Below are 21,921 nucleotides of genomic sequence, written 5' to 3' on the forward strand. Positions count from 1 at the left end.
TGTCCTCTGTCAATCGAGGCAAAATCACCTCGATCAACAGCACACACCCAACATCACAAAACGCGAAACAAATCCCAGCTCAGCACATAGGCAGAAACAAGCGCCCTATCGCGGAGCGATTTAGTGCTCGAGCCCTCTTTACCGATTTTCTACGGTGCAACGAATGGCTGCTTTTGTTCGAGCGACCTGACTTCCTAAAAATCTTCGGCGAAATTTATGCTTCCAGCAGGGCATCGATAACCGCGCATTCTGGGGCGGCGTCGCCTGTGCATCGGGCGACGGTCTCCGACAGGACACGTTCAATCCGCGTGAGATCGGCGATTTTCGCCTGCACATCTTCAAGATGCGCCTCGGCAACGGCCTGAACCTGAGCGCAGGTCTGGGATCGGTCATCGACCAACCCGAGCAGACCGCGAATTTCTTCCAGTGAGAAGCCAAGATCGCGGGACCGCATGACGAATTTCAACCGTCTGACATGAGCATCGTCATAGCTTCGATATCCTTTTGCGGTGCGGGGCGGGTCCGGCATGATGCCGACCGTCTCGTAGTAACGGATGGTTTCGAGATTGCAGCCCGTGGCGCGCGCCAGATCAACGCGCCGGAGTGCTGTCACGCTTCTGTTATCCATTTTTCGCAGAAATCCCTTGAGCCTGTATCAACTACAGACCGTAGAGCTGTGGAAATATCTGAGCAAGGGCGATTCCATGGAACAGAGCTTCACGGCACAGACGCCCGATCAAACACGCCAAGTCAGCGATGAAACGGCGAAAGGATGGGGCGCGACCGGCTTTGGTGTTCTAGGTGCATTGGCAATGACTTCGTGCTGCATTCTGCCGCTCGTGCTGGTGAGCTTTGGCGTGACAGGCGTGTTCATCGCGCAGCTCGGCGCGCTCTACGCCTACAAATGGTATACTTTCACGCTGAGTGCCGCGTTCCTCGGATACGGGTTCTACAAGGCCTACAAGCCGGTGAGTCCGGGCGCTTGCGCCGATGGCACCTGTGCCCGTCCGATCAACCGCAAGGTCATGCGGGCGACGCTCTGGACCGCTACCGCAATTGTCGCTGTAGCGATGGTCTTTCCCTACATCACGCCGTTCATCCTGAAACTCTGAGCAAGGATCAAAACCATGAAAAAGATACTGTTGTCTTCGGCGCTGGCCCTTGCCGCGCTATCCTCAGCGGCCCTCGCGGAAGAGCGTAGGGTCGAGATCGCGGTCAGTGAACTGACCTGTCCCTCCTGCTCCTTCATCGTTGCCAGTTCCATGCGCGGCGTCCCATCGGTTCAGATCGAAAGCTTCGCAGACGGCCACGAGTATGGGCAAGGCGTTTACAGCGTCACCTTCGACGATACCGAAACCAGCGTGGATGGCCTGATCGCCGCCGTGACCGCGAATGGCTATCCCGCTCAGGTCTTGCCCAAAACCGGATCCTGACTGTGGACGGGGCAAGAGGTGACGCGCTGTCGTCATCTCTCTCACGCCACTCAGACGCAGTTCCGACTTCAAATAGAAAGTTTGCACGTTGACCCAAGATACCCAAGATCCCGACCTCTTGCTGAAATGGGGGCTGGGCGGCGCGCTGTTCGCAGCCCTGTGCTGCTTCACACCCCTTCTGGTCGTCGTCGTTGCTGGCGTTGGTCTGACGGCTTTGACCGGCTGGCTCGACTACGCGCTGTTCCCCCTGCTGTTCTTCAGCCTTGCCATCGTGGCGCAGGCGCTCTGGTTGCGCGCTGGACGGCAGGGGCCAAGTCCGAAAATCTGGGCGACAGCACTCGCGACTCTGATGTCGGCGTTCATCATTTGGATCGAGTTCCGCTTTGCCCTGCGCATCACGGTCGGCGCTTTCATGGCTATTGGCGTCTACGCCTTTGTCCTCAATCGAATAAAATCAAAAGGAGCAACGCAATGATGATGGGATCTTGCACAGGAGTCGGCATGTTCTTCGGAATGCTTGGCATGCTGATACCGCTCATAGCCATTGGTGCGGTCATCTATTTGATCGTGGCAAAACGAAAAAATTCTGATCTGCACGAGGCGCGCTGAAATGAAAGACATCAACAAGAACGACGACGGAAACGGCGGCTATGACCTGATCGTCATCGGGGCCGGATCGGCGGGGTTCTCCGCTGCGATCACGGCTGCTGACGCGGGAAAACGTGTTGCACTTGTCGGGCATGGCACCATCGGCGGAACCTGCGTTAACGTCGGCTGTGTGCCGTCCAAGGTGATGATACGTGCGGCAGAGGCAATCCATGGCGCACATGCGGCAAAGCGGTTTCCCGGTCTGTCCGGTCACGCCCAGGTCGACGACTGGCACACCTTGATCCAGTCCAAGGACGATCTGGTAGCAACCCTGCGGCAGAAGAAATACGCCGACTTGCTGCCGGAATATCCCGGGGTCGATTATATCGACGCCGGTCCCGCGCGGCTGATCGAGGGTGGCGTCATTGTCGGTGGGCGCACCCTGACCGCACCGAAGATGATCATCGCAACCGGAGGTCATCCGGTCCTACCGACGATTGACGGCATCGAGGAGATCGGTGCACTCGACAGCACCAGTCTGCTGGAACTCGAAACCCTGCCGGAAAGCCTGATTTTCATCGGGGCGGGCTACATCGGGGCGGAACTGGCCCAGATGATGAGCCGGATGGGTGTGAAGGTCACCCTGGTTGCACGATCACACCTGCTGCCCGGTGCCGAACCGGAAGTGTCCGAGGCTTTGGCAGACGCGTTCATGGTCGAAGGGATCACCCTGTTGACCGGGCTGAGCTATGAGAGTGTCAGACGTGACGCGGCGGGCGTGACCTTGCGGGTCATGCAAGACGGCGAGCCGGTCGAGGTTACGGCGGATCATCTTGTTTCGACCTCAGGTCGGCGTGCCAATACCGACGGTATGGGTTTGGAGGAAGCCGGCATAGAGACCGACACGCGCGGGTCCATCGTCATCAGCGACGACATGCAGACGTCGGTGCCTGGCATCTTTGCGGCGGGCGACGTGACCGACCGAGACCAGTTCGTTTATATGGCAGCCTACGGGGCGAAACTGGCTGTGAAAAACGCCATTCTGGATGATGATCAGCGCTATGACAATTATGTCATGCCCTGGGTCGTGTTCTCCGATCCACAGGTCGCCGGGGTTGGCCTGAGCGAACAACAGGCGAGGGACGCAGGGTTCGACGTGAAGACTTCTGTCGTGCCGCTTGATCAGGTGCCCCGCGCTCTTGCCGCCCGTGACACGCGTGGATTGATCAAGCTTGTCGCGGACAAGACCACCGACAAACTGCTTGGTGGCCAGATCATCGCACCCGAAGGGTCCGACACAATCCAGACACTGGTCATGGCGCTGAAGTTTGGCATGACGACCAAAGCTTTGGGAGAAACGATCTTCCCCTACTTGACCACTGTGGAGGGGCTGAAATTGGCCGCGCAGACTTTCGATATGGACGTGGCAAAGCTCAGCTGCTGCGCCGGATGAAGGCACAAACGAAGGACGAGAATATGAGTGAGACGTATGACCTGATCGTTATCGGGGCAGGTATGGCCGGGGTTGCGGCGGCGAACAAATGCGGCGCGGCGGGCTGGCGCGTGGCGATTGTCGATGCGCTGCCCTATGGCGGCACCTGCGCCCTGCGGGGGTGCGATCCGAAGAAGATCCTTCGGCGCGGCGCGGAAATCGTCGATGCCGCGCGGCTGATGGACGGCAAGGGGATCGACCCGGACGGACTGTCGATTAATTGGTCCGATCTGATGGCCCACAAGCGCGGCTTTACCGACCCGGTGCCAGACAAGATGGAAAAGGGTCTGACGGGGAATGGTGTCGAGACGCTGCATGGTACCGCGCAGTTCACCGGACCCAATACGCTCGAAGTTGACGGGAACGCCTACGAGTCGCGCCGCTTTCTCGTCGCTGCTGGAGCGATCCCGAGACCTGTCACCTTCGCCGGTGCCGATCTGATGATCGACAGCACGGATTTTCTCAATCTTGAGGCTTTGCCCAAGCGTATCCTGTTTGTCGGCGGCGGCTTCGTATCTTTCGAGTTCGCGCATATCGCGGCGCGGGCCGGTGCCGCGCCGGTCATCGTGGATCGCGGAGCCCGACCGTTGAACGCCTTTGATCCCGATCTGGTCGAGATGCTGATTGAGCGCAGCGCCGGTGTCGGTGTGGAACTGCGCCGCGAAACCGAGATCGTCTCGATCATGGAGACAGATGGCGTATTCATGGTCGAGGTGAAGTCGAGCGGCGAGACTAGAACCATCGAGACCGATCTGGTCGTGCATGGCGCTGGCCGCATCGCGGCCCTTGCCGATCTCAACCTTGAGGCAGCCGATGTCGCGTATGGCGATAAGGGCATCGCCGTGGCTCCGCATCTGCAAAGCACGACCAACAGCGCGGTTTTTGCCGCCGGGGACTCTGCTGATACCAAGGGTATGCCGCTGACGCCCGTTGCCGTGATCGAGGGCAAGGTTGCGGCCTCCAACATGCTCAAGGATGCCCAGACGGCCCCGGACTACGTTGGTATCCCAACGGCGGTGTTCACGGTTCCTGAACTGGCGCGCGTCGGGATGTTAGAGGCCGAGGCCAGGGAGGCCGGTCACGATGTTGATGTCCGTTTCACCGACACGGGCGGCTGGTATTCAAACTACCGGATCGGTGAAAAATCCGCCGCCGCGAAGGTGCTGGTGGACAAGTTAGATGACAAGATACTTGGCGCGCACCTGTTCGGCCCTGAATACGGTGAGCTGATCAACTTTTTCGGGCTGGCGATCAAACTGGGGCTGACCGCAAAACAGCTCAAGTCGATGACCGCCGTCTATCCAAGCGTTGGGTCGGATTTAGGGTCGCTGCTCTGAATTGGAAGTTGGCGTGACCTATCGAACGCAAGGTCAAATTCGTAAGACAGCTTGGCATCAAGAGCAGCGATTGACCCTCCGCCGGGATCGACCACGGCCGAACGACAAGTGGCACCTGGACGAAGTCGTGATCTCGGTCCGTGGCGAGAAGCACTGGCTCTGGCGCGCAATCGACGCAAATGGCAACGTCCTCGATATCCTCGTGCAAACACGCCGAAATGCTAAGGCAGCAAAGCGGTTTTTCAAAAGGCTGGTTGCAAAGTTTGGCCAAACGGGGGTCGTCATCACCGACAAACTACGCAGCTACATCAACCCGATTAAAACAGTAGCCCCGGACGCTGACCACCGTGCCCACAAGGGTCTAAACAACGCGATCAAAGTATCGCATCGGCCGACTCTAAAAAGAGAGGATACTTGGCCGATTCAAATCTTACCGGCAAGCTCAGAGGTTTCTGTCTGCACATGACCAGATCAACCTGATCTTCCGCCAGCACCGCTACCAACTTTCAGCAGCCTCATACCGCCACGCCCGCTCCGATGCCTTCAGCCTCTGGGCAGGTTACGCCGCCGAAAGGGCCGCATAATCCATCCTTTTCCAACCCTTCACAGTCCGGGGCAATCAACTTGGCAATACCCCGCCCGGCTCTACCAACCCAGCCCGTCTAGATCCAGCTACCTGGCCTTCACTTTGGCTGCCGTCAAGCTGGGGCCAAAGCGTGCAGCATTATATCGCGGATGCGGCGCGAATTGCCAGGATCAACTGACAACCGGGCCGGCGCGATAGACTCGGATGATGTGACCGCTCTACTTTGTGGATCGTTGCGGACCGGCCTTGGCACATCAATGCCGTCGGGGGGCACATCATCAGAGCCGTTTGCTGGGGTAATTCCATGGGGACTGTTGCATTAACTGCCGAGTGTTTGGGATTATGGTTGTGAAAGGACCTCTAAGAGGTTGTGTGAGAAGTCATCATGGCGCGATCCGGCGGACCATCAGGGCGCATGCGGCAATCCTGATGAGTGTTTCGGACGTCTGCACCCGATACTCGTAATCCTTCGACATGCGGCGCTGCCGACCAAGCCAAGCGAAACTGCGTTCGACGATCCAGTTAAGCCCGGCGATCTTGAACGCTTGTTCCTTGCGCTTGACGATCGTCAGCTTCCAGCCGTTTTGATCCTTCAGGTCTAGGAACAGTCCTTTGCTCTCGTAGCCAGCATCTGCGATCATAGTATGGATTGCCACAGCGGGGACAGCCCGCCAGTCAGGAAACGGGCTGTCCGACACCGTCGGTGATATTCCCGCCATCTGGTCCACAAGTCCTTTAAGGGGCGCTCCCGGAAAAGAACGTTGCGATCCATGCGGCAAAGGCGGCAGCTTCGGGGCTGTCGTGGGCCCGCACCACCAACCAGTAGACATCGCGCGGCAACGGCGGGGTTTCCATCCGTACCAGCCGCCCATCGGCCAGGTAGGCGTCAACCAGCGGATTTCCGGCAAGCGCAACACCCTGACCCTCGATCGCGGCCTGAAGCATGGTGGTGTAGCTGTCGAACTGGATGCCCTTTGCTGCGCCCGGAAAGGCCAGACCGCATTGGGTGAACCAGTGTTCCCAACGGGCCTGGGGGCGATACTTTCCGCTGAGTTGCAATAACCGCTCAGAGAGCAGATCCTCGGGCGCGCGCAGGGCAGTCTGCGCTTCGTAGGTCGTGCTCCAGACCGGGGCGATGAATTCCTGGGTCAGCCGCACCCCGCCGGGCGCTGCTTCGGGGCCATAGCGGATCGCGACGTCAATGCCGTCGTCGTCGAGGTCGAGATTGCGGTCGGACACGATCAGGTCGATTTCGATCGAAGGATGGCCGGTGATGAAAGAGGCCAGCCGGGGCATCAGCCAGAGGTTCGCAAAGGCCGCCGTGGCCGTGACCTTTAGCCGGCGCACCGGGGCGGGTTCGCGCATCCGGTCGAGCGCTTCGGTGATCGCCGCCAGTGCAGGGGTCACCACCGAGTCAAGCTCGGCGCCGGCATGGGTGGGGTGGACCTGACGGTGACCACGTTCAAATAGGCGGGTGTCGAGATGCGCCTCAAGCTCGCCGATCTGGCGGCTGACAGCGACCCGTGACACGCCTAGTTCTTCGGCGGCGCGGGTGAAATTTTCCGTCCGGCAGGCGGTCACGAAAACGACGAGATGCCTTAGCAGATGCGCGTGCTCTCGGGGTTTTGCCATAACGATATGGTTAACGAAGCGCTACGCAAATAGCAACTGGAAGCATCGTTTCGGTAACCCTATCTTTCCGACATCTGAAAAATTCTGAAACAAACAACGGTGGTTCCCTATGTTCCGTCCGATCCTAAATGCTGGTGCGCTGACGGCCAGCCTTCTTCTTGCCACGACTGCAATCGCGCAGGACATGCCCGGTGATGGCGTGTCGGTGCAGGCCATCAAGGCTACACCGGTTAATGCTTGGCTGTGGAACCAAGTTGTCGCGCTGGGTCTCGAAGAACTTGGCTATGACGTGGCCGAAATCCGCGAGGCCGACTTTCCGGTCCTGCATCTGGCCGTCGGTCAGGGCGACGCCGATTTCACCGCCAACAACTGGAAGCCGCTGCATGATGCCTATTTTGACCGTGCCGGGGGCGACGATACAATGGTGCGTGTTGGTCCGATCACCACCGGAGCCGGACAAGGGTACTACATCGACAAGGCCACCGCCGATGAATACGGGATCACCAATCTTGGACAGTTGAAAGACCCCGAGATCGCCGCGCTGTTTGACAGCAACGGTGATGGCAAGGCGAACCTGGCAGGCTGCAATCCCGGTTGGGGCTGTGAGGGTGTCATCGAGCATCAGTTGGACGAATTCGGCCTTCGCGATACTGTCCATCACGATCAGGGCAGCTATTACGCGATCATTGCCGATGTGCTGACCCGGCATGAAAATGGCGAGCCGATCCTGTATTATACTTGGACCCCCAACTGGGTGGGTGACGTGCTGGTGCCGGGTGAAAACACCACGCCGCTGAATGTGCCCTATTCGTCGATGCCGGGTGATCCCGATGTAGATACCGAAATGCCAGACGGTTCAAACCCCGGCTTTGTCATGAACGAAATCTATATTCTGGCCAACCGTGAGTTCTATGACGAGAACCCGGCTGCAGCGACATTCATGGAACAAGTGAGAATTCCGCTGTCCGACGTGAATGCCGTGCAGGTTCAAATTCGCGATGGTGCCGATAAAGCCGAGGATTTCCTGAACCAAGCGCAAACTTGGATCGATGACAATCGCGATACGGTTGACGGCTGGCTGGAAAAGGCGCGGGCGGCAGCAAAGTGAGCGAGTTGAACCAAGAAACAAATGCGGGCGAGCGGTCAAAGATCGCCCGCGTCGCTTGCAAAGGGGTTTGGAAACTTTTCGGTGACCGCGCTGACGAAGCATTGGAAGCTGCGCGCGCTGAAAACCTGTCCAAGGACGAAATACGCGAGCGTTTTGACTGCGTGCTTGGTGTGCGTGATGCCAGCTTTGAGGTCTATGAGGGCGAGATTTTTTGCATCATGGGCCTCTCCGGCTCGGGCAAGTCAACGCTTGTCCGCCATATCAATCGTTTGATTGACCCCACAGCGGGTGAAATTCACGTTGCGGGCGACAGGGTGGATACTATGGACGAAGCGTCGCTCAACGCGCTGCGCTCTGAAAAGATCGGCATGGTATTTCAGCACATGGCGCTTTGGCCCCATCGCACATTGGCCGAAACTGTCGCCTTCGGGTTGGAAGTACGCGGTGTGCCCAAGGCCGAACGCCGCAAGCGGGCAATTGCCGCGCTGAGTGACATGGAGCTTGGCGATTGGGTCGACAGCTATCCTGACGAGCTTTCGGGAGGCATGCAGCAACGGGTCGGACTGGCGCGTGCGCTGGCCGCCGATCCTGACATTCTGCTTATGGACGAACCGTTTTCGGCCCTTGATCCGCTGATCCGGCGGCAATTGCAGGATCAGTTTCTGGATCTGTCGCGCAAGCTGGGCAAGACAACGATATTTATTACCCATGATCTGGATGAAGCGATCCGGATGGGCGACCGGATTGCCATCATGAAGGATGGCGTGATCGTGCAGACCGGAACAGCGGAAGAGATCGTCACCGCGCCTGCCAACGATTATGTGGCGGCTTTTGTCGAAAACGTCCCCAAGGGCGGCTTCGTCACGGCCAGCCAAATCATGGAACCCGTTGACGGCACGAAATTGGATCGCAGTATCGAACCCGGCATGCCACTGGACGATATCCTGGCGACATTCGCAGAGGATCAAACGCCACTTGCCGTCGAACAGGACGGTGACACCCTCGGTCGTGTGACTGTTGGTGATGCGCTTCAGGCGCTTGGCGGGAAAGAGGGCTCCTGAATGGATATCTGGAATATTTTCGACACCGAATGGGTGCCTGTGGGCACGTGGATAGATCAAGTGCTGAATTGGCTGGTGTCCGATTACCGCTTTGTCTTTCAGGCCATCAAAGTACCTTTCGACATCGTTCTTTCCGCGCTCGAGGACGGGCTGACCGGCGTGCCGGATCTTTTGATGCTTGTTATAATCACACTCATCGCATGGCAGGCGGGCGGGCGGCGAGTGGCAACGGTTGCCACGCTGTCGATGCTTTCCATCGGGCTGATGGGGGCGTGGGAAGAAAGCATGACGACGCTTTCTATCGTGCTGACCTGCGTGTTCTTCTGTGCGCTTGCGGGCCTTCCACTTGGGATTGCCTCGGCAAGGTCTGACCGGGTTTGGAACTGGGTCCGTCCTGCGCTGGATCTGATGCAGACCATTCCGTCGTTTGTCTATCTCGTGCCGGTGGTGATGCTATTTTCCATCGGTAATGTTTCGGGCGTGATCGTTACGTTCATCTATGCCCTGCCGCCCCTTGTGCGGCTGACCAATCTGGGCATCCGTCAGGTGCGCCCCGACATGGTAGAGGCGGCGCGTGCGTTTGGCGCAACGAAACAACAAACCCTGTGGAAGATCGAACTGCCGTTGGCCATGCCGACGATCATGGCGGGTGTGAACCAGACCATCATGATGGCGCTGTCCATGGTTGTTGTCGCCTCGATGATTTCGGTCACCGGGCTGGGGCAAATGGTGCTGCGCGGAATTGGTCGGCTCGACATGGGGTTGGCGTCAGTCGGGGGGCTGGGGATTGTCTTCCTTGCCATCATGATTGACCGGATCAGCCAAAGCCTGGGCCAGCCCTCGCGTGAGCGGGGCCACAAGCGCTGGTATCGGACTGGCCCTGTTGGGGTGGTTACCGGCCTTTTTGTTAGCCGCGCCTCACCTGCGACCTCCTATAAAAATACGGCGGATACCCCGCCAGACTCTAAGAAAACCGGAAAGACACAGGCATGACTGACAAACCGAATATCCTTTTTATCCAAGTAGATCAGTTAATGGCTGAGGCGTTGGGTGCATATGGCAACACAGTTTGCCACGCCCCCAATCTCGACCGGCTTGCCGCGCGCGGCGCGGTGTTTGAGCGGGCCTATTGCAACTATCCGCTCTGTGCGCCCTCGCGCGCCTCAATGGCGGCTGGGCAGCTATGCTCAACGATCGGGGCCTACGACAATGCCGCCGAACTGCCCGCGTCAATTCCGACCTATGCCCACTATCTACGCGGCGCGGGCTATCGCACGGCCCTGTCGGGCAAGATGCACTTCATCGGACCGGATCAGTTTCATGGGTTTGAGCGGCGTTTGACGCCTGACGTTTATCCCGCCGATTTTTCATGGGTGCCGCGGGAAACCGGCATGAAGAAAAGCGAAACCAACGACACCCGAGGCGTGACTGTATCAGGTCAGGCCGAACGCACGGTGCAGATGGATTTCGATGACCGCGCGACCTTTGAAGCGGTGCAGTATCTTTATGACGTGGCCCGCGACACGGAAGACACCCGGCCCTTCTTCCTTCAGGTGTCCTGGACCCACCCCCACGATCCCTATTTGTGCAAACCGGAACACTGGGCGCTTTACGAAGACAAGGACATTCCGATGCCGCGCACCGGCGCGCTGTCCAAGGAGGAACACGACGTTCACGCGGCGCGCCTGTTGGATAACTTTTCCATGTTGGGGGTGGAATTTACACCCGAAGAGATCATCCGCGCCCGTCGGGCCTATTATGGCTCGATAAGTTATGTGGACGAGATGGTGGGCAAGTTGATGGAAGTTCTGAAAGCGACCGGGCAGGCAGACAACACCGCCATCGTGTTCACCTCGGATCACGGCGAAATGCTGGGCGAGCGGGGCATGTGGTTCAAAAAGCACTTTTACGAACCTTCCCTGCGGGTGCCCCTGATCATTGCGGCGCCGGGCCGGGCGGCGAAACGCGTGGCGGGGCTGGCCTCGCTCGTCGATCTGCTGCCGACCTTCATGGGTCTCGCCGAAGGACCGGGTTGGAGCAGTCCTGTCGAGACGCTCGCCGGAGACGATCTGACGCCCTATCTCGACGATAAGGAAATCCCCGAAGATCGCGCGGTCTATGCCGAATACCTGGCCGAGGCGACCCCGGCCCCGATCCTGATGATCCGGCGTGGCCGGTTCAAATATGTCCACTCGGAGGTGGACCCGGTGCTCTTGTTCGATGTGGAATCTGACCCGGATGAACGTGAGAACCTTGCAGGCCATCGCGAACACGCCGAAACTCTCGACCGCTTTGCCACCGAGGCGCGGCAGAAATGGGACAACGATGCCCTTTGGCAGCAGATCGGCGAGAGCCGACACCGCAGGTTGTTGATCCTCGAAGCGATGGAGCAGGGCGTTGGTCAGCGCTGGAACCATGACGAAATGCCGGGCGAGGTTGTGCCATGGTATCGGGGGCTTGAAGGGTACAACGAATGGGCATTCGAGCACATGCCGGCGCGCGCCGCCGAATAGCGGGCGGCACATGCTGTAGGGTGCTTTTGCCGGTTTTGAGACGCTGCAGATCGCCGCTGGCTTGTTGTTTTCGACAATGTGGAAAGAACCTGCAGCGGGCACTGGCGGAACAGGGGCACTGGGCCAACTGTCGCGGTTGCAGAGCGATTCACAATTGCGTCGCTTCATCTGGGCGCGTGGCCTTTTGACGTCAACTGCGCTCGCGCCTCCCTGCCTCCCTATGTTAGTCCGAGTTGAACACCGGCATCAGGCGGCCTGTCGGGCGTTCTGCCCTGCTCTGGTAGATGCTGTTGGCACGCGGATGAGCTGACAAAGGTTGATGATCAGCCAAAGTATGTGGCGCAAAAAGTCCCTCAGATGCCTGAGGGTCATGCGGATGTTGTGACCGTAACTGCAGGCGACAGCGAAGAGGGCATCCCCGGTGGTTTGAACCGCGCCGGGGATGCCGGAGGCTCCAACTTCTGAGTAGGATGGAGCATCATGAGCAAGACAACGAACAAGTTTTCCCCTGAAGTGCGCGAACGTGGCGTACGGTTGGTCCTCGACAATGAGGGTCAGCACGGATCGCGTTGGAATGCGGTCCTGTCGATTTCTGCGAAGATCGGCTGCGCACCACAGATTTTGAACGACTGGGTCAAGCAGGCCGAAGTCGATAGCGGCAAGCGTCCGGGCGTCTCCAGCGAGATGGCCGAACGCATGAAGGCCTTGGAACGCGAGAACCGTGAACTGGGCCAGGCGAACGAGATCCTTCGGAAGGCATCAGCGTATTTTGCGATGGTGGAGTCGACCGCCGCTCGAAGGGATGGTCAAGTTCATCGACGACCATCGGGGTGAACATGGGGTCGAACCGATCTGCGACATGCTGCCAATCGCTCCTGCCACCTATTATGACCAGCTTGGCGGACGCTACCCTTTGAAATTGATCAACTGTTCAATCCTGACTGGGTCTCGGGAACGTGCGGGGTCTGGCTCGACACGCCCGGCAACACAACTGAAATCCGAAACTTTGCGACACTACCGGAGAGGCCGCGCAGGTAAAGCACAGGCAGCAGCGCATCAAGGCTGCGCGAGCGCCGGGCCCATTTTGGCAGGATGTTCGAGGTGAAGCGCACCCTGTCTTCATCCGTCGTATTCCCAGATCGGTCTCGCACTTTTGGGCGCTGAATGTCGAGCGCACCGATCCCCGTCTGGATGGATCGCTCGGGGCCGTGTCGATGCCTGACCACTCGTCGGCGCCCGTCAGGCAACGTCTCGTCGGCGAAACTGGCGACGAAGGCATCGGCCTCCGCCTTCAGGGCCTCGGCCAACATGCGCCGCGCACCTTCCCGCGCGATCTCGGTCAGCGGGTCCGTGACCGAATCCGGCTGGTGAAACGGGAGGATCGTGGTATCGTCTTTCATGGCGTATCGCTCCTTTCCTGGAGGTTCTGGCAGACTCAACACCCGCCACGATACGCCGCCCTTCCCAGGACGCCATCACCCAAATTCCGGCATAGCTCTACTACGCCGTCTTGGAGTTCAGCCAAATCGATAGAGCCCCCCCTTAGAAACACCACGCAACCTTCTTTTCGTCACGCAAGATGGCAAGCAACCATGTGCCCTTTGCCTGCGTCTCTGAACTCTGGAACGTCCGTCTTGCAGCGGCTTACCGCAACAGGGCATCGGGTGTGGAAACGACAGCCCGAGGGCGGGTTCACGGGGCTGGGCAGATCGCCTTCAAGCAAGGTTCTTTCGCCCCGTTCGCGGGTCGGATCGGGCAGAGGAACGGCAGATAAAAGCGCCTGAGTGTAGGGATGTTTTGGGTTTGAATACAGCGACGCGCGATCGGCCAGCTCAACGATTTTCCCCAAATACATAACGGCCACCCGGTGACTGATATGATAAACAATCGAAAGATCATGGGCGATAAAGACATAGGCGATGCCCAGTTCTTTTTGCAAATCCATCAAAAGGTTAACCACCTGTGCCTGGATAGATGCATCCAAGGCAGAAACCGGCTCGTCGCATATAATCACCGATGGATTAAGGGCAAGCGCGCGGGCAATCCCGATCCTTTGGCGTTGCCCACCCGAGAACTCAGAAGGCAGCTTGCTGATGTCCGAAGCGCGCAAGCCAACACGACGAAACAAATCTTCGGTCCGCGCTTTACGTTCCTCGGGTGTGCCGATCTTGTGAATGATCAGCGGCTCTATCACAATCTCACCCGCGGTCATGCGCGGATTCAATGATGAGTAGGGGTCTTGGAAAATGATTTGTACATCACGGCGCAGATTGTCCTCTTGGACATCGGCAACGTTTACACCACGCAGGCGAACCTCTCCTGCGGTGGGGTCCAAGAGCCGGGTTAACATCCGGCCAACAGTGGATTTCCCACAGCCGCTTTCCCCCACGATGCCCAATGTCTCACCCGGGGCAACAGAAAGGGAAACACCATCTACCGCCTGAACCTGGCCTGTGACACGTTGGAAAAACCCTTTGCGAACCGCAAAATGCTTTTTCAAGTCGGTGGATTCCAGGATCGGTGCGCCTTTGATTTCGGTGCTTGTCATTGATTCAGCTCTCCCAGAGTGTCGGCGCGGATACAGGCCACAAATTGGCCGGGGGCAATTTCAACCAGGGGCGGGCGACCGGCGATGCAATCATCGGTGGCGTATTTGCACCGGGCGGCAAAGGCACATCCCTCGGGCAGATCCCAAAGCGCGGGAACGACGCCGGGAATTTCCTGCAGACGATCGGCGCCGTGCAAGGCCGCGAAATCAATCTTGGGTATCGCACCAATCAATCCGGCGGTATAAGGGTGCCGGGTTTTTTGAAACAAGTCCGTCACCGATGCGGTTTCGGCCACACGCCCGGCATATAAAACCAAAACGCGGTCGGCAGTTTCGGCCACCACGCCCATGTCATGGGTGATAAAAATCACCGCCATGCCCAGGCGTTTCTGCAAATCTTTCAACAGGTTCAGGATTTGCGCCTGAATGGTCACGTCCAGCGCCGTGGTTGGTTCATCCGCAATCAACAGTTGCGGATTACAGGCCAGAGCAATGGCGATCATCACCCGCTGTTTCATCCCGCCTGACAGATTGTGGGGATACTCTTGCATCCGCTGCTTAGGCTCGGGAATACGGACAAGTTCTAACAACTCGATCACACGCGCCGTGCGTTGTTCCCGGTTCATATCGGTGTGCGTTTCCAGCACCTCGGCGATTTGATCTCCAATCCGCCGGATCGGGTGCAAAGACGACATCGGGTCCTGAAAAATCATCGCAATGCGATTGCCGCGAATACGCCGCCATTCATCGGCATCCAGGCTCAGAAGGTCGGTGTCACCGAACTGAATACGTTTCGCATATATCTTTGCCGGTGGCTCGCTTAGCAGTCGGATCAGAGACATCGCCGTGACGCTCTTACCCGATCCTGACTCTCCGACGATGGCCAGCGTTTCACCCGGCATCAAGGAAAACGACACATTGTCGACAGCCGTCACCGTGCGGGATTTCGATTTAAACTGCGTTGTCAGCCCTTCGACTTCCAGCACAGGCGTTTCTTTCGACAGTGGGGTGGGGGGCACGTCTTGTGATACGCTCATGTCAGTGGTCCTTGGTATGCGGATTAAGCGAATCCTGCGTGCCATCCACCACGAGGTTCAGCCCGATAATGGTGATAAAGATCGCGATGACCGGCAAAAGAGAGGGCCATGCGTTGATGTAGAGCGTCGAGAGCCCCTCGCGCACCATCAACCCCCAACTGGGCGTTGGTGGCTGCACACCCAGACCAAGGAAACTCAGGCTTGTTTCCGTCTTGATCGCGGTTGCCAACCACAGTGTTGAAATTGATGACATCTCGATCATCACATTGGGCAACAGATGCCGTATCACGATGCGTGACGGGCTGGCGCCAATGGCGCGCGCCGCCTCAACGAATTCGCTGGTGACCAGGGTCAATGCAACACCGCGCGACATGCGCACCATTCGCGGCAGGAAGGCGACGGCAATGGCGATGCCCACATTCAACGTGCCTTGGCCGAGGATTGCGACCACCACAACGCCCATGATGACCATCGGAAAGGTCAACAGGATGTCCATGGTCCAGCAGATCAGTGAATCAACCCAGTTGCTGCGGTTATAGGCGGCAACAAGACCAATCAGAATGCCAAGCCCGGCAGACAGCAAAAGCGCGGAGGAGGTCAGCAGGATCGTGTGCCGGGTGCCCACAACCAGCCGACTGAACACATCGCGGCCAAAAGCATCGGTGCCAAACCAGTGTTCAGCCGAAAAACCTTTGTTGCGGTTGATTAGCGATTGCGAGACTGGATCATGGGGCACCAAAAGCGGCCCAATCAATGCTGTACCCAAAACAAATATCAGGATCAAAACGCCGATCTGGCCACTCATTGGCAGGCTGCGGACCCGTTTGTAAAATTTGATCGGAAGTGCCAGCAGCCCAGATTTTGGCGCAGGCACATCGTAATTAAGGTTTTGCGAGCTGATCATGTGTAACGGATCCTCGGATCAAGGAAGGTATATGTGACATCGACAATGATGTTCACGAGGCTCACAAATGCGGCGTAAAAGATGATCGCGCCTTGGAGCATTGTAAAATCACCCTGTGAAATTGCCCCAATGACAAGACGGCCCACACCGGGACGCCCGAAGACAAGCTCAATCGCAACCGAGCCGCCGACGCTCACGGCCGAATAAATGCCGATCAGGGTCACGATGCCGACCCACGACAGTTTCAGAACATGACGCGTCATAACACGAAATTCGCTGACGCCCTTGGCACGGGCTGTGCGGATAAAATCCTTGGACAGGATCTCAAGGATCGAGGTGCGAGTCAGACGGGCGATATATGCCGCAACCGCCAGCCCAAGCGCCATAGCAGGCAGGAAGAGGTGGCTGGCGCGGCTTGACAGAATATCCATGTCGCCACCGCCGTTGACGGGGAACATGCTGAACGTAATCGCAAAAATGATCAGTAGCAGATAAGCGATAATAAAGGGCGGCATTGAAATGCTTGCCAACGTACCGACGCGGATCACCTGATCCCAGAACGTGTTTCGCTTGATCGCCGAAGCAAAGCCAAGAGGCACGCCAACAACCACACCAATAATCATGCCCCAAAACGTGAGATCAAAGGTATTGGGCAGAACCAGTAAAATCTGTTCCAGCACCGGGCGCCCATTCTGAAGCGAAACGCCAAGATCGCCAGTCAGAACGCCGGTCATGTACATGACGTATTGTTGCCAAAGCGGCTCATCCAACCCCAGAGAGGCGCGCAAAAATGCGATACTTTCAGCGGTCGCATAACTGCCCTGAATGGCGATGGCCGGATCGGTGCCGCCAAGGCGGATGCCAAAAAACATTGCCGTCACAACGACAAACATCGCCATGAACATAAGCAGAAGACGGGTGAATATCATTCGCGCCATGAGCAGTTCATATCCCTAAAAACGCAGACTGCGGATCCGACCGCTAGGCAAAGCCTGGCAGCCGGAAAACACGCTTAAACTGTGGTTGCTGGGGTGACGTGGTAAAGGTACGGCAGGCTGGTGACATCTTCGCCATCAGCAATTTCATAACCCAAATCGACGTAATCCTGACGCAGGACAGGTGTCGACATTGCGCCCAGTGGAACCACCGGCAGATCGGTCAGTGCCGTGATCTGCGCTTTGGCAAAACCCGCAGCTCTGACTTCTGGATCAGCGCTGGCAATCGCCTCGGCATAGGCTTCGTCGAATTCCTCGTTGCAGTATTCGGCGAAACCTTGAACGCCGCCTGGCTGACTGACACGAGCGCCACACAGGAAGAATTCGCGCATCAGATATTCGGCGCTGGGATAACGCGAACTGATGGACCAAACCAACGTCCCGCGCTTTTCCTTGATGATAGCAGCAACCCAAGACCCGTGGTCAAGGATATCCAGCTTCAGCGTAATTCCGACCCCGGCAAGGCGTTCCTGAACGATCTGCGCCAAGGCAAGGTAATCGCCACGTTCGCTGACAACAGTGCTGATCTCAAAACCATCGGGCAGACCGGCCTCGGCCAACAGGGCCCGTGATTTTTCAGGATCAAAGCTGTATTTCAGCTCTTCTGGGATGTCTTCGGTTTTGAGACCACCGAAATAGCTGGGCGGGATCGAAGAGTGGGTGCCTTTGAAAACAGGACCATAGTACTGTTCAAAGTCATCACGATTGATCGCATGGGCAATGGCCTGACGGACAAGAGGATTGCCCAAAGGCTCTTCTGTTGCCTTCATGTGCAGGTTGACCGAGCGCTCAGGCCCAAGCAGATCAACAGTTGGGTTGCCTGGGGTCGATTTAATCACCTCGGCCAGCCAATCCTGATTTGAGGCACCTTGGATGATGTCCAATTCCTGTTGGACAAAGGCAAACCGGCGGCTGGTTTCGTCTGGCACATAGGAATAAACCACACGCTCAAGCTTAGGCGTTCCGCCATAGTAATCGGCATGTGCAGTAACGATCACATTGTCCTGTGGTGTATAGCTGTCAAACTGAAACGGGCCAGATCCGACAGGCTCTGTGCGGTAACGGTCGCCCATTTCATCGGACGCCTTTTTGCAGATCACAAAACCACCCTGCCAGTTGGCCATCGCGGTTACAAAGGTTGGATCAGCCTTTTTAAGATGGATAACAACGGTATAGGCGTCCGGTGTTTCGACTGTGTCGATGTTTCCGTACAGTGGGCGGAACGTCGATTGCTCATTATCGCGCACATTGCTTAGGGAAAAGGCAACATCGGCTGATGTGACTTCGCCATAACCCTTCTGCCACTGCGCGCCTTTGCGCAGATAGAAGGTGTGGGTCATGAAGTCGTCCGACATTTCCCACTTTTCAGCAAGATCGGGCTGGATCGCAGTTATATTAACGCGTGTTGGTTCATAGCGGACCAAGCCACTGAAGACGGATGCGATAATCGACACATCTGCACCGCCGGTCGCCACATGGGGATGAAGAACGCCCATATCGCGGGCATTCAACCCGATGCGCAGCGTTCCCGCCAGTTGTGCCGTCGCTTTCGAGCCCAGCGACAATCCAGCAGTCGCGATCAGGCCCGCAATACCATAGCCAAGAACATCGCGGCGGTTGTGACCGGTTCTTTTATTATCTGTTGTTTTATTCATCGTGATTTCCCTGTTTGGTTTTCGGTTTGTTGGGCGATTTCACCCCTATTAATCTTTATTTTACCCGGTCTTAGGCCGACCGTAGGCCCGCCATCACTTCTTGAGTTTTGGTGGCATGGGGCAGTGAGTTGAGGAGATCACCCCAAAGGGCCGCCACTTTCGCGTCGCATCCGGCATGGACGCAGCAATCCACAAATTTCTCAAAAACCTCGTCCGAGGTCAGCGGGCGCTCTGTGCTGCCCCGTGTATGTACAACGGTGGTTTCGATCAGCGCGCCCGAGGTCAGTGTCATTCTGGTGCGCACAGGAACGCCCATGGGATCATCGCCATTTTCCAGGCCGTACATTTTTACTTTTGACAGGTTTTCCGGTGTGGCGAACTGGGCCAGGGCAGGGGCGGTAAAATCACTCAGTTTTAGCCCGCCAGTATCCAAAATACGGGTCGCGCAATAGGCCATGCTAAACCGCGCCTCGATGATGTTTTTGGGATGGTGATAGCGAAGGTTCGCGGCAAGATCTGCTGGCACCCAGGTTTCGATCAACGCGACCGATGCAGGATCGACGCCTTGATCGCCAAGCAACTCCATCACCCCATCCAGGGATTTGTGCGTTGCAGCGCAGCAGGGGAACCGCTTCATCTGAAGAACGCCTTCGCGCAGCGCATTTCCCATGCGCAAATCGACCATCACTTGCGCGACCCGCTTTGCGTCCGGATTGGCGTTGAATTGGCGCAACATGCCCCAATCCCCGGCAAGCGGTTCCTCATCCCCCGAAATGCCGGCACGGGCCAACAACGCCGCCTCAACGCCAGCGCGGGCAGCCAATCCGGCGTGAATGGGTTTCATCTCGCTGCCGATTTGTTTTTTGCTGCCCCCCGCCATGCTGAAGCAATTACTGATCGCCGCCAAAATACCGTCAGCCCCAAGGCCCAGAAGATGGGCGCATCCCGCGGCGGCGCCAATCGCACAAAGGGTCGATGTCGAATGCCACCCAGCAGCATAGTGTTCGGGGTTGAACAGACGCCCAAGCCGATCTTGCACTTCGACGCCAACAATAAAGGCATCAACCAAAGCGGCCCCAGACAGATCCTCTGCTTCGGCCACGGCGATAAGGGCCGGGACCAGAACTGCTGAGGTATGGCCAAGCGCCGTCGTGCAGGCATCGTCGAAATCCAGCGCATGCGCCGCCGTTCCGTTGATCAGCGCGGCATCCGGTGCCGAGCGCAACCATTCCTGCCCGAAAACCGTGCATTTTCCACCCCCAGCGTGGGTAAGGGCGGCCACTCCGACAGTGGCCTCATCGCTGGCCCCGGCAATCATGCATCCAACCGTGTCCAAAACCGCCAACCGCGCCGATTGGATCAAGGCAGAGTCGGCCGGCGTCTGATAATGCGCCGCCGCTTCTGCAAGTTTGCGCGCCACACCGGCGGCCACATCCCCATCATGCAGGTGTACCAACATCAGAAAGCCCCCCCATTCACGGGCAATATCTGACCTGTGATGTAGCCTGCCGGACCCATCCCCAAAAACGCCACCGCCTCGGCCACGTCATCGGCAGTTCCAAGGCTGCGCATTGGGATATTCTCGATGATCGCGTGCTGTTTTTCGGGGCTATAGCTGTCCCATTGGCTGCGCGTGCCGGGCGAAACCGGCTGCAGGCCTGGTGCAACGGCGTTTACTGTAATGCCAAAGGGGCCAAGTTCGCCTGCCAACTGGCGGGTCAGCCCATGAAGGGCATGTTTCGCTGTGGTATAGGCCTGAACCCCCGTGCGCGACGCACGAAATCCAGCCCCAGAGGTGATATTGATAATCCGGCCATGGTGCGCGGCCTTCATTGAAGGGGTGACAAGGCGGCTCATCATTAATGCGCTGCCCAAATTGGCGGCCATGACGGCATCCCAATCATCAAGATCAAGATCCTCAATCGCTGCCGCTTTGCGGCCAACGACACCACCGGCATTGTTCACAAGACATTCAACAGAACCCAGTTTCGCGATCATCTGCGGTATTGTTGCAGCAACAGCCGCACGATCTGTCAGATCAAGGGTACAGAGAAGAGTTTGATCAGTTGGGAAGCACGCAGCGGCAAGACCAACGGCATCACGATCCACGGCGCAGACCTGCACACCCTTTTTCAGAAAAGTTTCTACAATAGCTTTTCCAAATCCGGTCGCTGCCCCGGTCACCATCGCGGTGCGATGATGTGGCGATGGGTGATTTTCTTGCAGCTCTAGCATTATGACCGGCCTCCGGCAGAGCCGCGCGATCCGCCTGTTGCGCGAGCATGTTCGGCAATGATCAGCAGGGCCATTTCGCCTGCGCGTTCCACATGGATACGGGCCGCTGTTGCTGCGGCGTCTTGATCGCGTGCTTTTACGGCTTCTCCGATCTCGCAAAGCTCGGCCATGCTGCGTTCCGCACGCCCCGGCCAACGCGTTGAAGAAAACCGAAACAGCGCCATGCGATTGCGGAGGGTTTCAAGCGCCTTGTTGATCGCGCCATTGTCTGCGCCTTCGGCCAGAATGTCATAATACCGGCTCGAGGCTTCGATGACGCCGACCATGTTACGCTCTTCATGGCCGCGCCCGATGTCCTGAATCGAGGCATCTAGGGCTGCGACCTGTTCATCCGAAGCGCGCTGCACGAACAGGGATGCACAATGCCCTTCAAGAACCGCGCGCATGTCATAAAGATCGCGCACTTCCTTTTCGGTCAGTTGCGTCACGATCGGCCCGCGATAGCGCACAACCGTGATCAAACCTTCCGACGCGAGTGTCTGTATAGCTTCGCGCACAGCGGTACGGCTGACGCCCGTCACTTCACACAATTCGCGTTCGCTAAGATGTTCACCGGGGCGAAACTCGCCCGCAACAATCCCCTGTCGGATGCGTGCGGCGGCCAACTCGCTGGCACCGGGTTCACGCGCTGAATCGGGGTGATCCAGGGCGGTTTCCTGGGGCTCGGTCTGGTTCGATGCGTATTTCATATGTCAAAATGTGAAAGATCGTCAGACAATTGTCAAACCAATTATCAT

Annotated in this window: 21 protein-coding genes, 3 pseudogenes and 1 other annotated feature; of the genes and pseudogenes, 12 read left to right on the top strand and 12 right to left on the bottom strand. The window is 57.7% G+C overall.

What is annotated here, in order from left to right:
* Positions 1-214: 214 nt before the first annotated feature.
* Positions 215-628 (bottom strand): helix-turn-helix domain-containing protein, encoded by a 414-nt coding sequence (locus FQ320_RS20795; protein WP_187394011.1) that lies wholly within the window; start codon positions 626-628, stop codon positions 215-217.
* 76 nt (positions 629-704) lie between these two features.
* On the opposite strand from FQ320_RS20795, the gene FQ320_RS20800 reads away from it, so the two are divergent.
* The 7 genes and pseudogenes from FQ320_RS20800 to FQ320_RS20825 all read left to right on the top strand — a co-directional run.
* A complete protein-coding gene (locus FQ320_RS20800) occupies positions 705-1,112 on the top strand; it encodes a mercuric transporter MerT family protein (protein ID WP_148475310.1) in 408 nt (135 codons plus the stop codon).
* 15 nt (positions 1,113-1,127) lie between these two features.
* Positions 1,128-1,433, top strand: a complete 306-nt coding sequence (locus tag FQ320_RS20805) for a periplasmic mercury ion-binding protein (RefSeq protein WP_148475251.1) — start codon at positions 1,128-1,130, stop codon at positions 1,431-1,433.
* Between the two features lie 88 nt (positions 1,434-1,521).
* Complete coding sequence (merF, locus tag FQ320_RS20810) at positions 1,522-1,908, top strand: mercury resistance system transport protein MerF (protein WP_148475252.1); 387 nt, start codon at positions 1,522-1,524, stop codon at positions 1,906-1,908.
* Positions 1,905-2,042: a hypothetical protein gene (locus FQ320_RS25835; RefSeq protein WP_187394012.1), complete on the top strand. Its 138-nt coding sequence runs from the start codon at positions 1,905-1,907 to the stop codon at positions 2,040-2,042. Before merF ends, FQ320_RS25835 begins: the two co-directional genes overlap by 4 nt.
* A gap of 1 nt (position 2,043) precedes the next feature.
* Positions 2,044-3,474, top strand: a complete 1,431-nt coding sequence (gene merA, locus FQ320_RS20815) for a mercury(II) reductase (protein WP_148475253.1) — start codon at positions 2,044-2,046, stop codon at positions 3,472-3,474.
* A gap of 23 nt (positions 3,475-3,497) precedes the next feature.
* Entirely contained in the window at positions 3,498-4,850 is a 1,353-nt protein-coding gene (locus FQ320_RS20820; protein WP_148475254.1) for an NAD(P)/FAD-dependent oxidoreductase, read from the top strand.
* Positions 4,851-4,926: 76 nt separating this feature from the next.
* Positions 4,927-5,434: pseudogene (locus FQ320_RS20825) on the top strand (IS6 family transposase); the annotation flags it as partial.
* Positions 5,435-5,819: 385 nt separating this feature from the next.
* Here FQ320_RS20825 and FQ320_RS25840 read toward each other — a convergent pair.
* Together FQ320_RS25840 and FQ320_RS20835 are read right to left on the bottom strand one after the other, a co-directional pair.
* Positions 5,820-6,077 (bottom strand): transposase, encoded by a 258-nt coding sequence (locus FQ320_RS25840; RefSeq protein ID WP_187394013.1) that lies wholly within the window; start codon positions 6,075-6,077, stop codon positions 5,820-5,822.
* 94 nt (positions 6,078-6,171) lie between these two features.
* Positions 6,172-7,068: a LysR substrate-binding domain-containing protein gene (locus FQ320_RS20835; RefSeq protein ID WP_148475256.1), complete on the bottom strand. Its 897-nt coding sequence runs from the start codon at positions 7,066-7,068 to the stop codon at positions 6,172-6,174.
* A 109-nt stretch (positions 7,069-7,177) separates the two neighbouring features.
* Between FQ320_RS20835 and proX the strand changes: the two genes are divergently transcribed.
* From proX to FQ320_RS20860, 5 genes and pseudogenes are all read left to right on the top strand, one after another.
* The gene (gene proX, locus FQ320_RS20840) at positions 7,178-8,176 is read left to right on the top strand and encodes a glycine betaine/L-proline ABC transporter substrate-binding protein ProX (RefSeq protein ID WP_148475257.1); all 999 of its coding nucleotides are present in this window, start codon (positions 7,178-7,180) and stop codon (positions 8,174-8,176) included.
* Between the two features lie 5 nt (positions 8,177-8,181).
* Entirely contained in the window at positions 8,182-9,237 is a 1,056-nt protein-coding gene (locus FQ320_RS20845; RefSeq protein ID WP_148475258.1) for a glycine betaine/L-proline ABC transporter ATP-binding protein, read from the top strand.
* Positions 9,238-10,230: a proline/glycine betaine ABC transporter permease gene (locus FQ320_RS20850; protein WP_148475259.1), complete on the top strand. Its 993-nt coding sequence runs from the start codon at positions 9,238-9,240 to the stop codon at positions 10,228-10,230.
* Positions 10,227-11,750, top strand: coding sequence for a choline-sulfatase (gene betC / locus FQ320_RS20855; protein ID WP_148475260.1), 1,524 nt, complete (start codon positions 10,227-10,229; stop codon positions 11,748-11,750). The genes FQ320_RS20850 and betC overlap by 4 nt, the downstream gene beginning before the upstream one ends.
* 480 nt (positions 11,751-12,230) lie before the next feature.
* Positions 12,231-12,657: pseudogene (locus tag FQ320_RS20860) on the top strand (transposase); the annotation flags it as partial.
* Positions 12,512-12,627: a sequence feature (AL1L pseudoknot), on the top strand. It overlaps the preceding pseudogene by 116 nt.
* Before the next feature lie 112 nt (positions 12,658-12,769).
* Here the strand turns inward: FQ320_RS20860 and FQ320_RS20865 are convergent.
* The 9 genes and pseudogenes from FQ320_RS20865 to FQ320_RS20905 form a co-directional block, all read right to left on the bottom strand.
* Positions 12,770-13,150: pseudogene (locus FQ320_RS20865) on the bottom strand (transposase); the annotation flags it as partial.
* A gap of 170 nt (positions 13,151-13,320) precedes the next feature.
* Positions 13,321-14,298, bottom strand: a complete 978-nt coding sequence (locus FQ320_RS20870; RefSeq protein ID WP_148475261.1) for an ABC transporter ATP-binding protein — start codon at positions 14,296-14,298, stop codon at positions 13,321-13,323.
* Positions 14,295-15,335 (bottom strand): ABC transporter ATP-binding protein, encoded by a 1,041-nt coding sequence (locus FQ320_RS20875; RefSeq protein WP_148475262.1) that lies wholly within the window; start codon positions 15,333-15,335, stop codon positions 14,295-14,297. The genes FQ320_RS20870 and FQ320_RS20875 overlap by 4 nt, the downstream gene beginning before the upstream one ends.
* 1 nt (position 15,336) lies before the next feature.
* Positions 15,337-16,239: an ABC transporter permease gene (locus FQ320_RS20880; RefSeq protein ID WP_148475263.1), complete on the bottom strand. Its 903-nt coding sequence runs from the start codon at positions 16,237-16,239 to the stop codon at positions 15,337-15,339.
* On the bottom strand, positions 16,236-17,177 hold the full coding sequence (locus tag FQ320_RS20885) for an ABC transporter permease (RefSeq protein WP_148475264.1): 942 nt from the start codon (positions 17,175-17,177) through the stop codon (positions 16,236-16,238). Before FQ320_RS20885 ends, FQ320_RS20880 begins: the two co-directional genes overlap by 4 nt.
* A gap of 74 nt (positions 17,178-17,251) precedes the next feature.
* Entirely contained in the window at positions 17,252-18,889 is a 1,638-nt protein-coding gene (locus tag FQ320_RS20890; protein ID WP_148475265.1) for an ABC transporter substrate-binding protein, read from the bottom strand.
* 70 nt (positions 18,890-18,959) lie between these two features.
* A complete protein-coding gene (locus FQ320_RS20895) occupies positions 18,960-20,348 on the bottom strand; it encodes an MmgE/PrpD family protein (RefSeq protein WP_148475266.1) in 1,389 nt (462 codons plus the stop codon).
* Positions 20,348-21,124: an SDR family NAD(P)-dependent oxidoreductase gene (locus tag FQ320_RS20900; RefSeq protein WP_222861676.1), complete on the bottom strand. Its 777-nt coding sequence runs from the start codon at positions 21,122-21,124 to the stop codon at positions 20,348-20,350. Before FQ320_RS20900 ends, FQ320_RS20895 begins: the two co-directional genes overlap by 1 nt.
* Positions 21,124-21,873, bottom strand: a complete 750-nt coding sequence (locus tag FQ320_RS20905) for a GntR family transcriptional regulator (RefSeq protein ID WP_148475267.1) — start codon at positions 21,871-21,873, stop codon at positions 21,124-21,126. Before FQ320_RS20905 ends, FQ320_RS20900 begins: the two co-directional genes overlap by 1 nt.
* Positions 21,874-21,921 lie beyond the last annotated feature (48 nt).

Source organism: Oceaniovalibus sp. ACAM 378 (assembly GCF_008085915.1).
Taxonomy (GTDB): Bacteria; Pseudomonadota; Alphaproteobacteria; order Rhodobacterales; family Rhodobacteraceae; genus Oceaniglobus.

Bases quoted from the DNA above. Each gene is read 5' to 3' on its own strand.
- FQ320_RS20795 (WP_187394011.1), bottom strand. From the start codon at position 628: ATGGATAACAGAAGCGTGACAGCACTCCGGCGCGTTGATCTGGCGCGC.
- FQ320_RS20800 (WP_148475310.1), top strand. From the start codon at position 705: ATGGAACAGAGCTTCACGGCACAGACGCCCGATCAAACACGCCAAGTC.
- FQ320_RS20805 (WP_148475251.1), top strand. From the start codon at position 1,128: ATGAAAAAGATACTGTTGTCTTCGGCGCTGGCCCTTGCCGCGCTATCC.
- FQ320_RS25835 (WP_187394012.1), top strand. From the start codon at position 1,905: ATGATGATGGGATCTTGCACAGGAGTCGGCATGTTCTTCGGAATGCTT.
- merA (WP_148475253.1), top strand. From the start codon at position 2,044: ATGAAAGACATCAACAAGAACGACGACGGAAACGGCGGCTATGACCTG.
- FQ320_RS20820 (WP_148475254.1), top strand. From the start codon at position 3,498: ATGAGTGAGACGTATGACCTGATCGTTATCGGGGCAGGTATGGCCGGG.
- FQ320_RS25840 (WP_187394013.1), bottom strand. From the start codon at position 6,077: ATGATCGCAGATGCTGGCTACGAGAGCAAAGGACTGTTCCTAGACCTG.
- FQ320_RS20835 (WP_148475256.1), bottom strand. From the start codon at position 7,068: ATGGCAAAACCCCGAGAGCACGCGCATCTGCTAAGGCATCTCGTCGTT.
- proX (WP_148475257.1), top strand. From the start codon at position 7,178: ATGTTCCGTCCGATCCTAAATGCTGGTGCGCTGACGGCCAGCCTTCTT.
- FQ320_RS20850 (WP_148475259.1), top strand. From the start codon at position 9,238: ATGGATATCTGGAATATTTTCGACACCGAATGGGTGCCTGTGGGCACG.
- betC (WP_148475260.1), top strand. From the start codon at position 10,227: ATGACTGACAAACCGAATATCCTTTTTATCCAAGTAGATCAGTTAATG.
- FQ320_RS20870 (WP_148475261.1), bottom strand. From the start codon at position 14,298: ATGACAAGCACCGAAATCAAAGGCGCACCGATCCTGGAATCCACCGAC.
- FQ320_RS20875 (WP_148475262.1), bottom strand. From the start codon at position 15,335: ATGAGCGTATCACAAGACGTGCCCCCCACCCCACTGTCGAAAGAAACG.
- FQ320_RS20880 (WP_148475263.1), bottom strand. From the start codon at position 16,239: ATGATCAGCTCGCAAAACCTTAATTACGATGTGCCTGCGCCAAAATCT.
- FQ320_RS20885 (WP_148475264.1), bottom strand. From the start codon at position 17,177: ATGGCGCGAATGATATTCACCCGTCTTCTGCTTATGTTCATGGCGATG.
- FQ320_RS20890 (WP_148475265.1), bottom strand. From the start codon at position 18,889: ATGAATAAAACAACAGATAATAAAAGAACCGGTCACAACCGCCGCGAT.
- FQ320_RS20895 (WP_148475266.1), bottom strand. From the start codon at position 20,348: ATGTTGGTACACCTGCATGATGGGGATGTGGCCGCCGGTGTGGCGCGC.
- FQ320_RS20900 (WP_222861676.1), bottom strand. From the start codon at position 21,124: ATGCTAGAGCTGCAAGAAAATCACCCATCGCCACATCATCGCACCGCG.
- FQ320_RS20905 (WP_148475267.1), bottom strand. From the start codon at position 21,873: ATGAAATACGCATCGAACCAGACCGAGCCCCAGGAAACCGCCCTGGAT.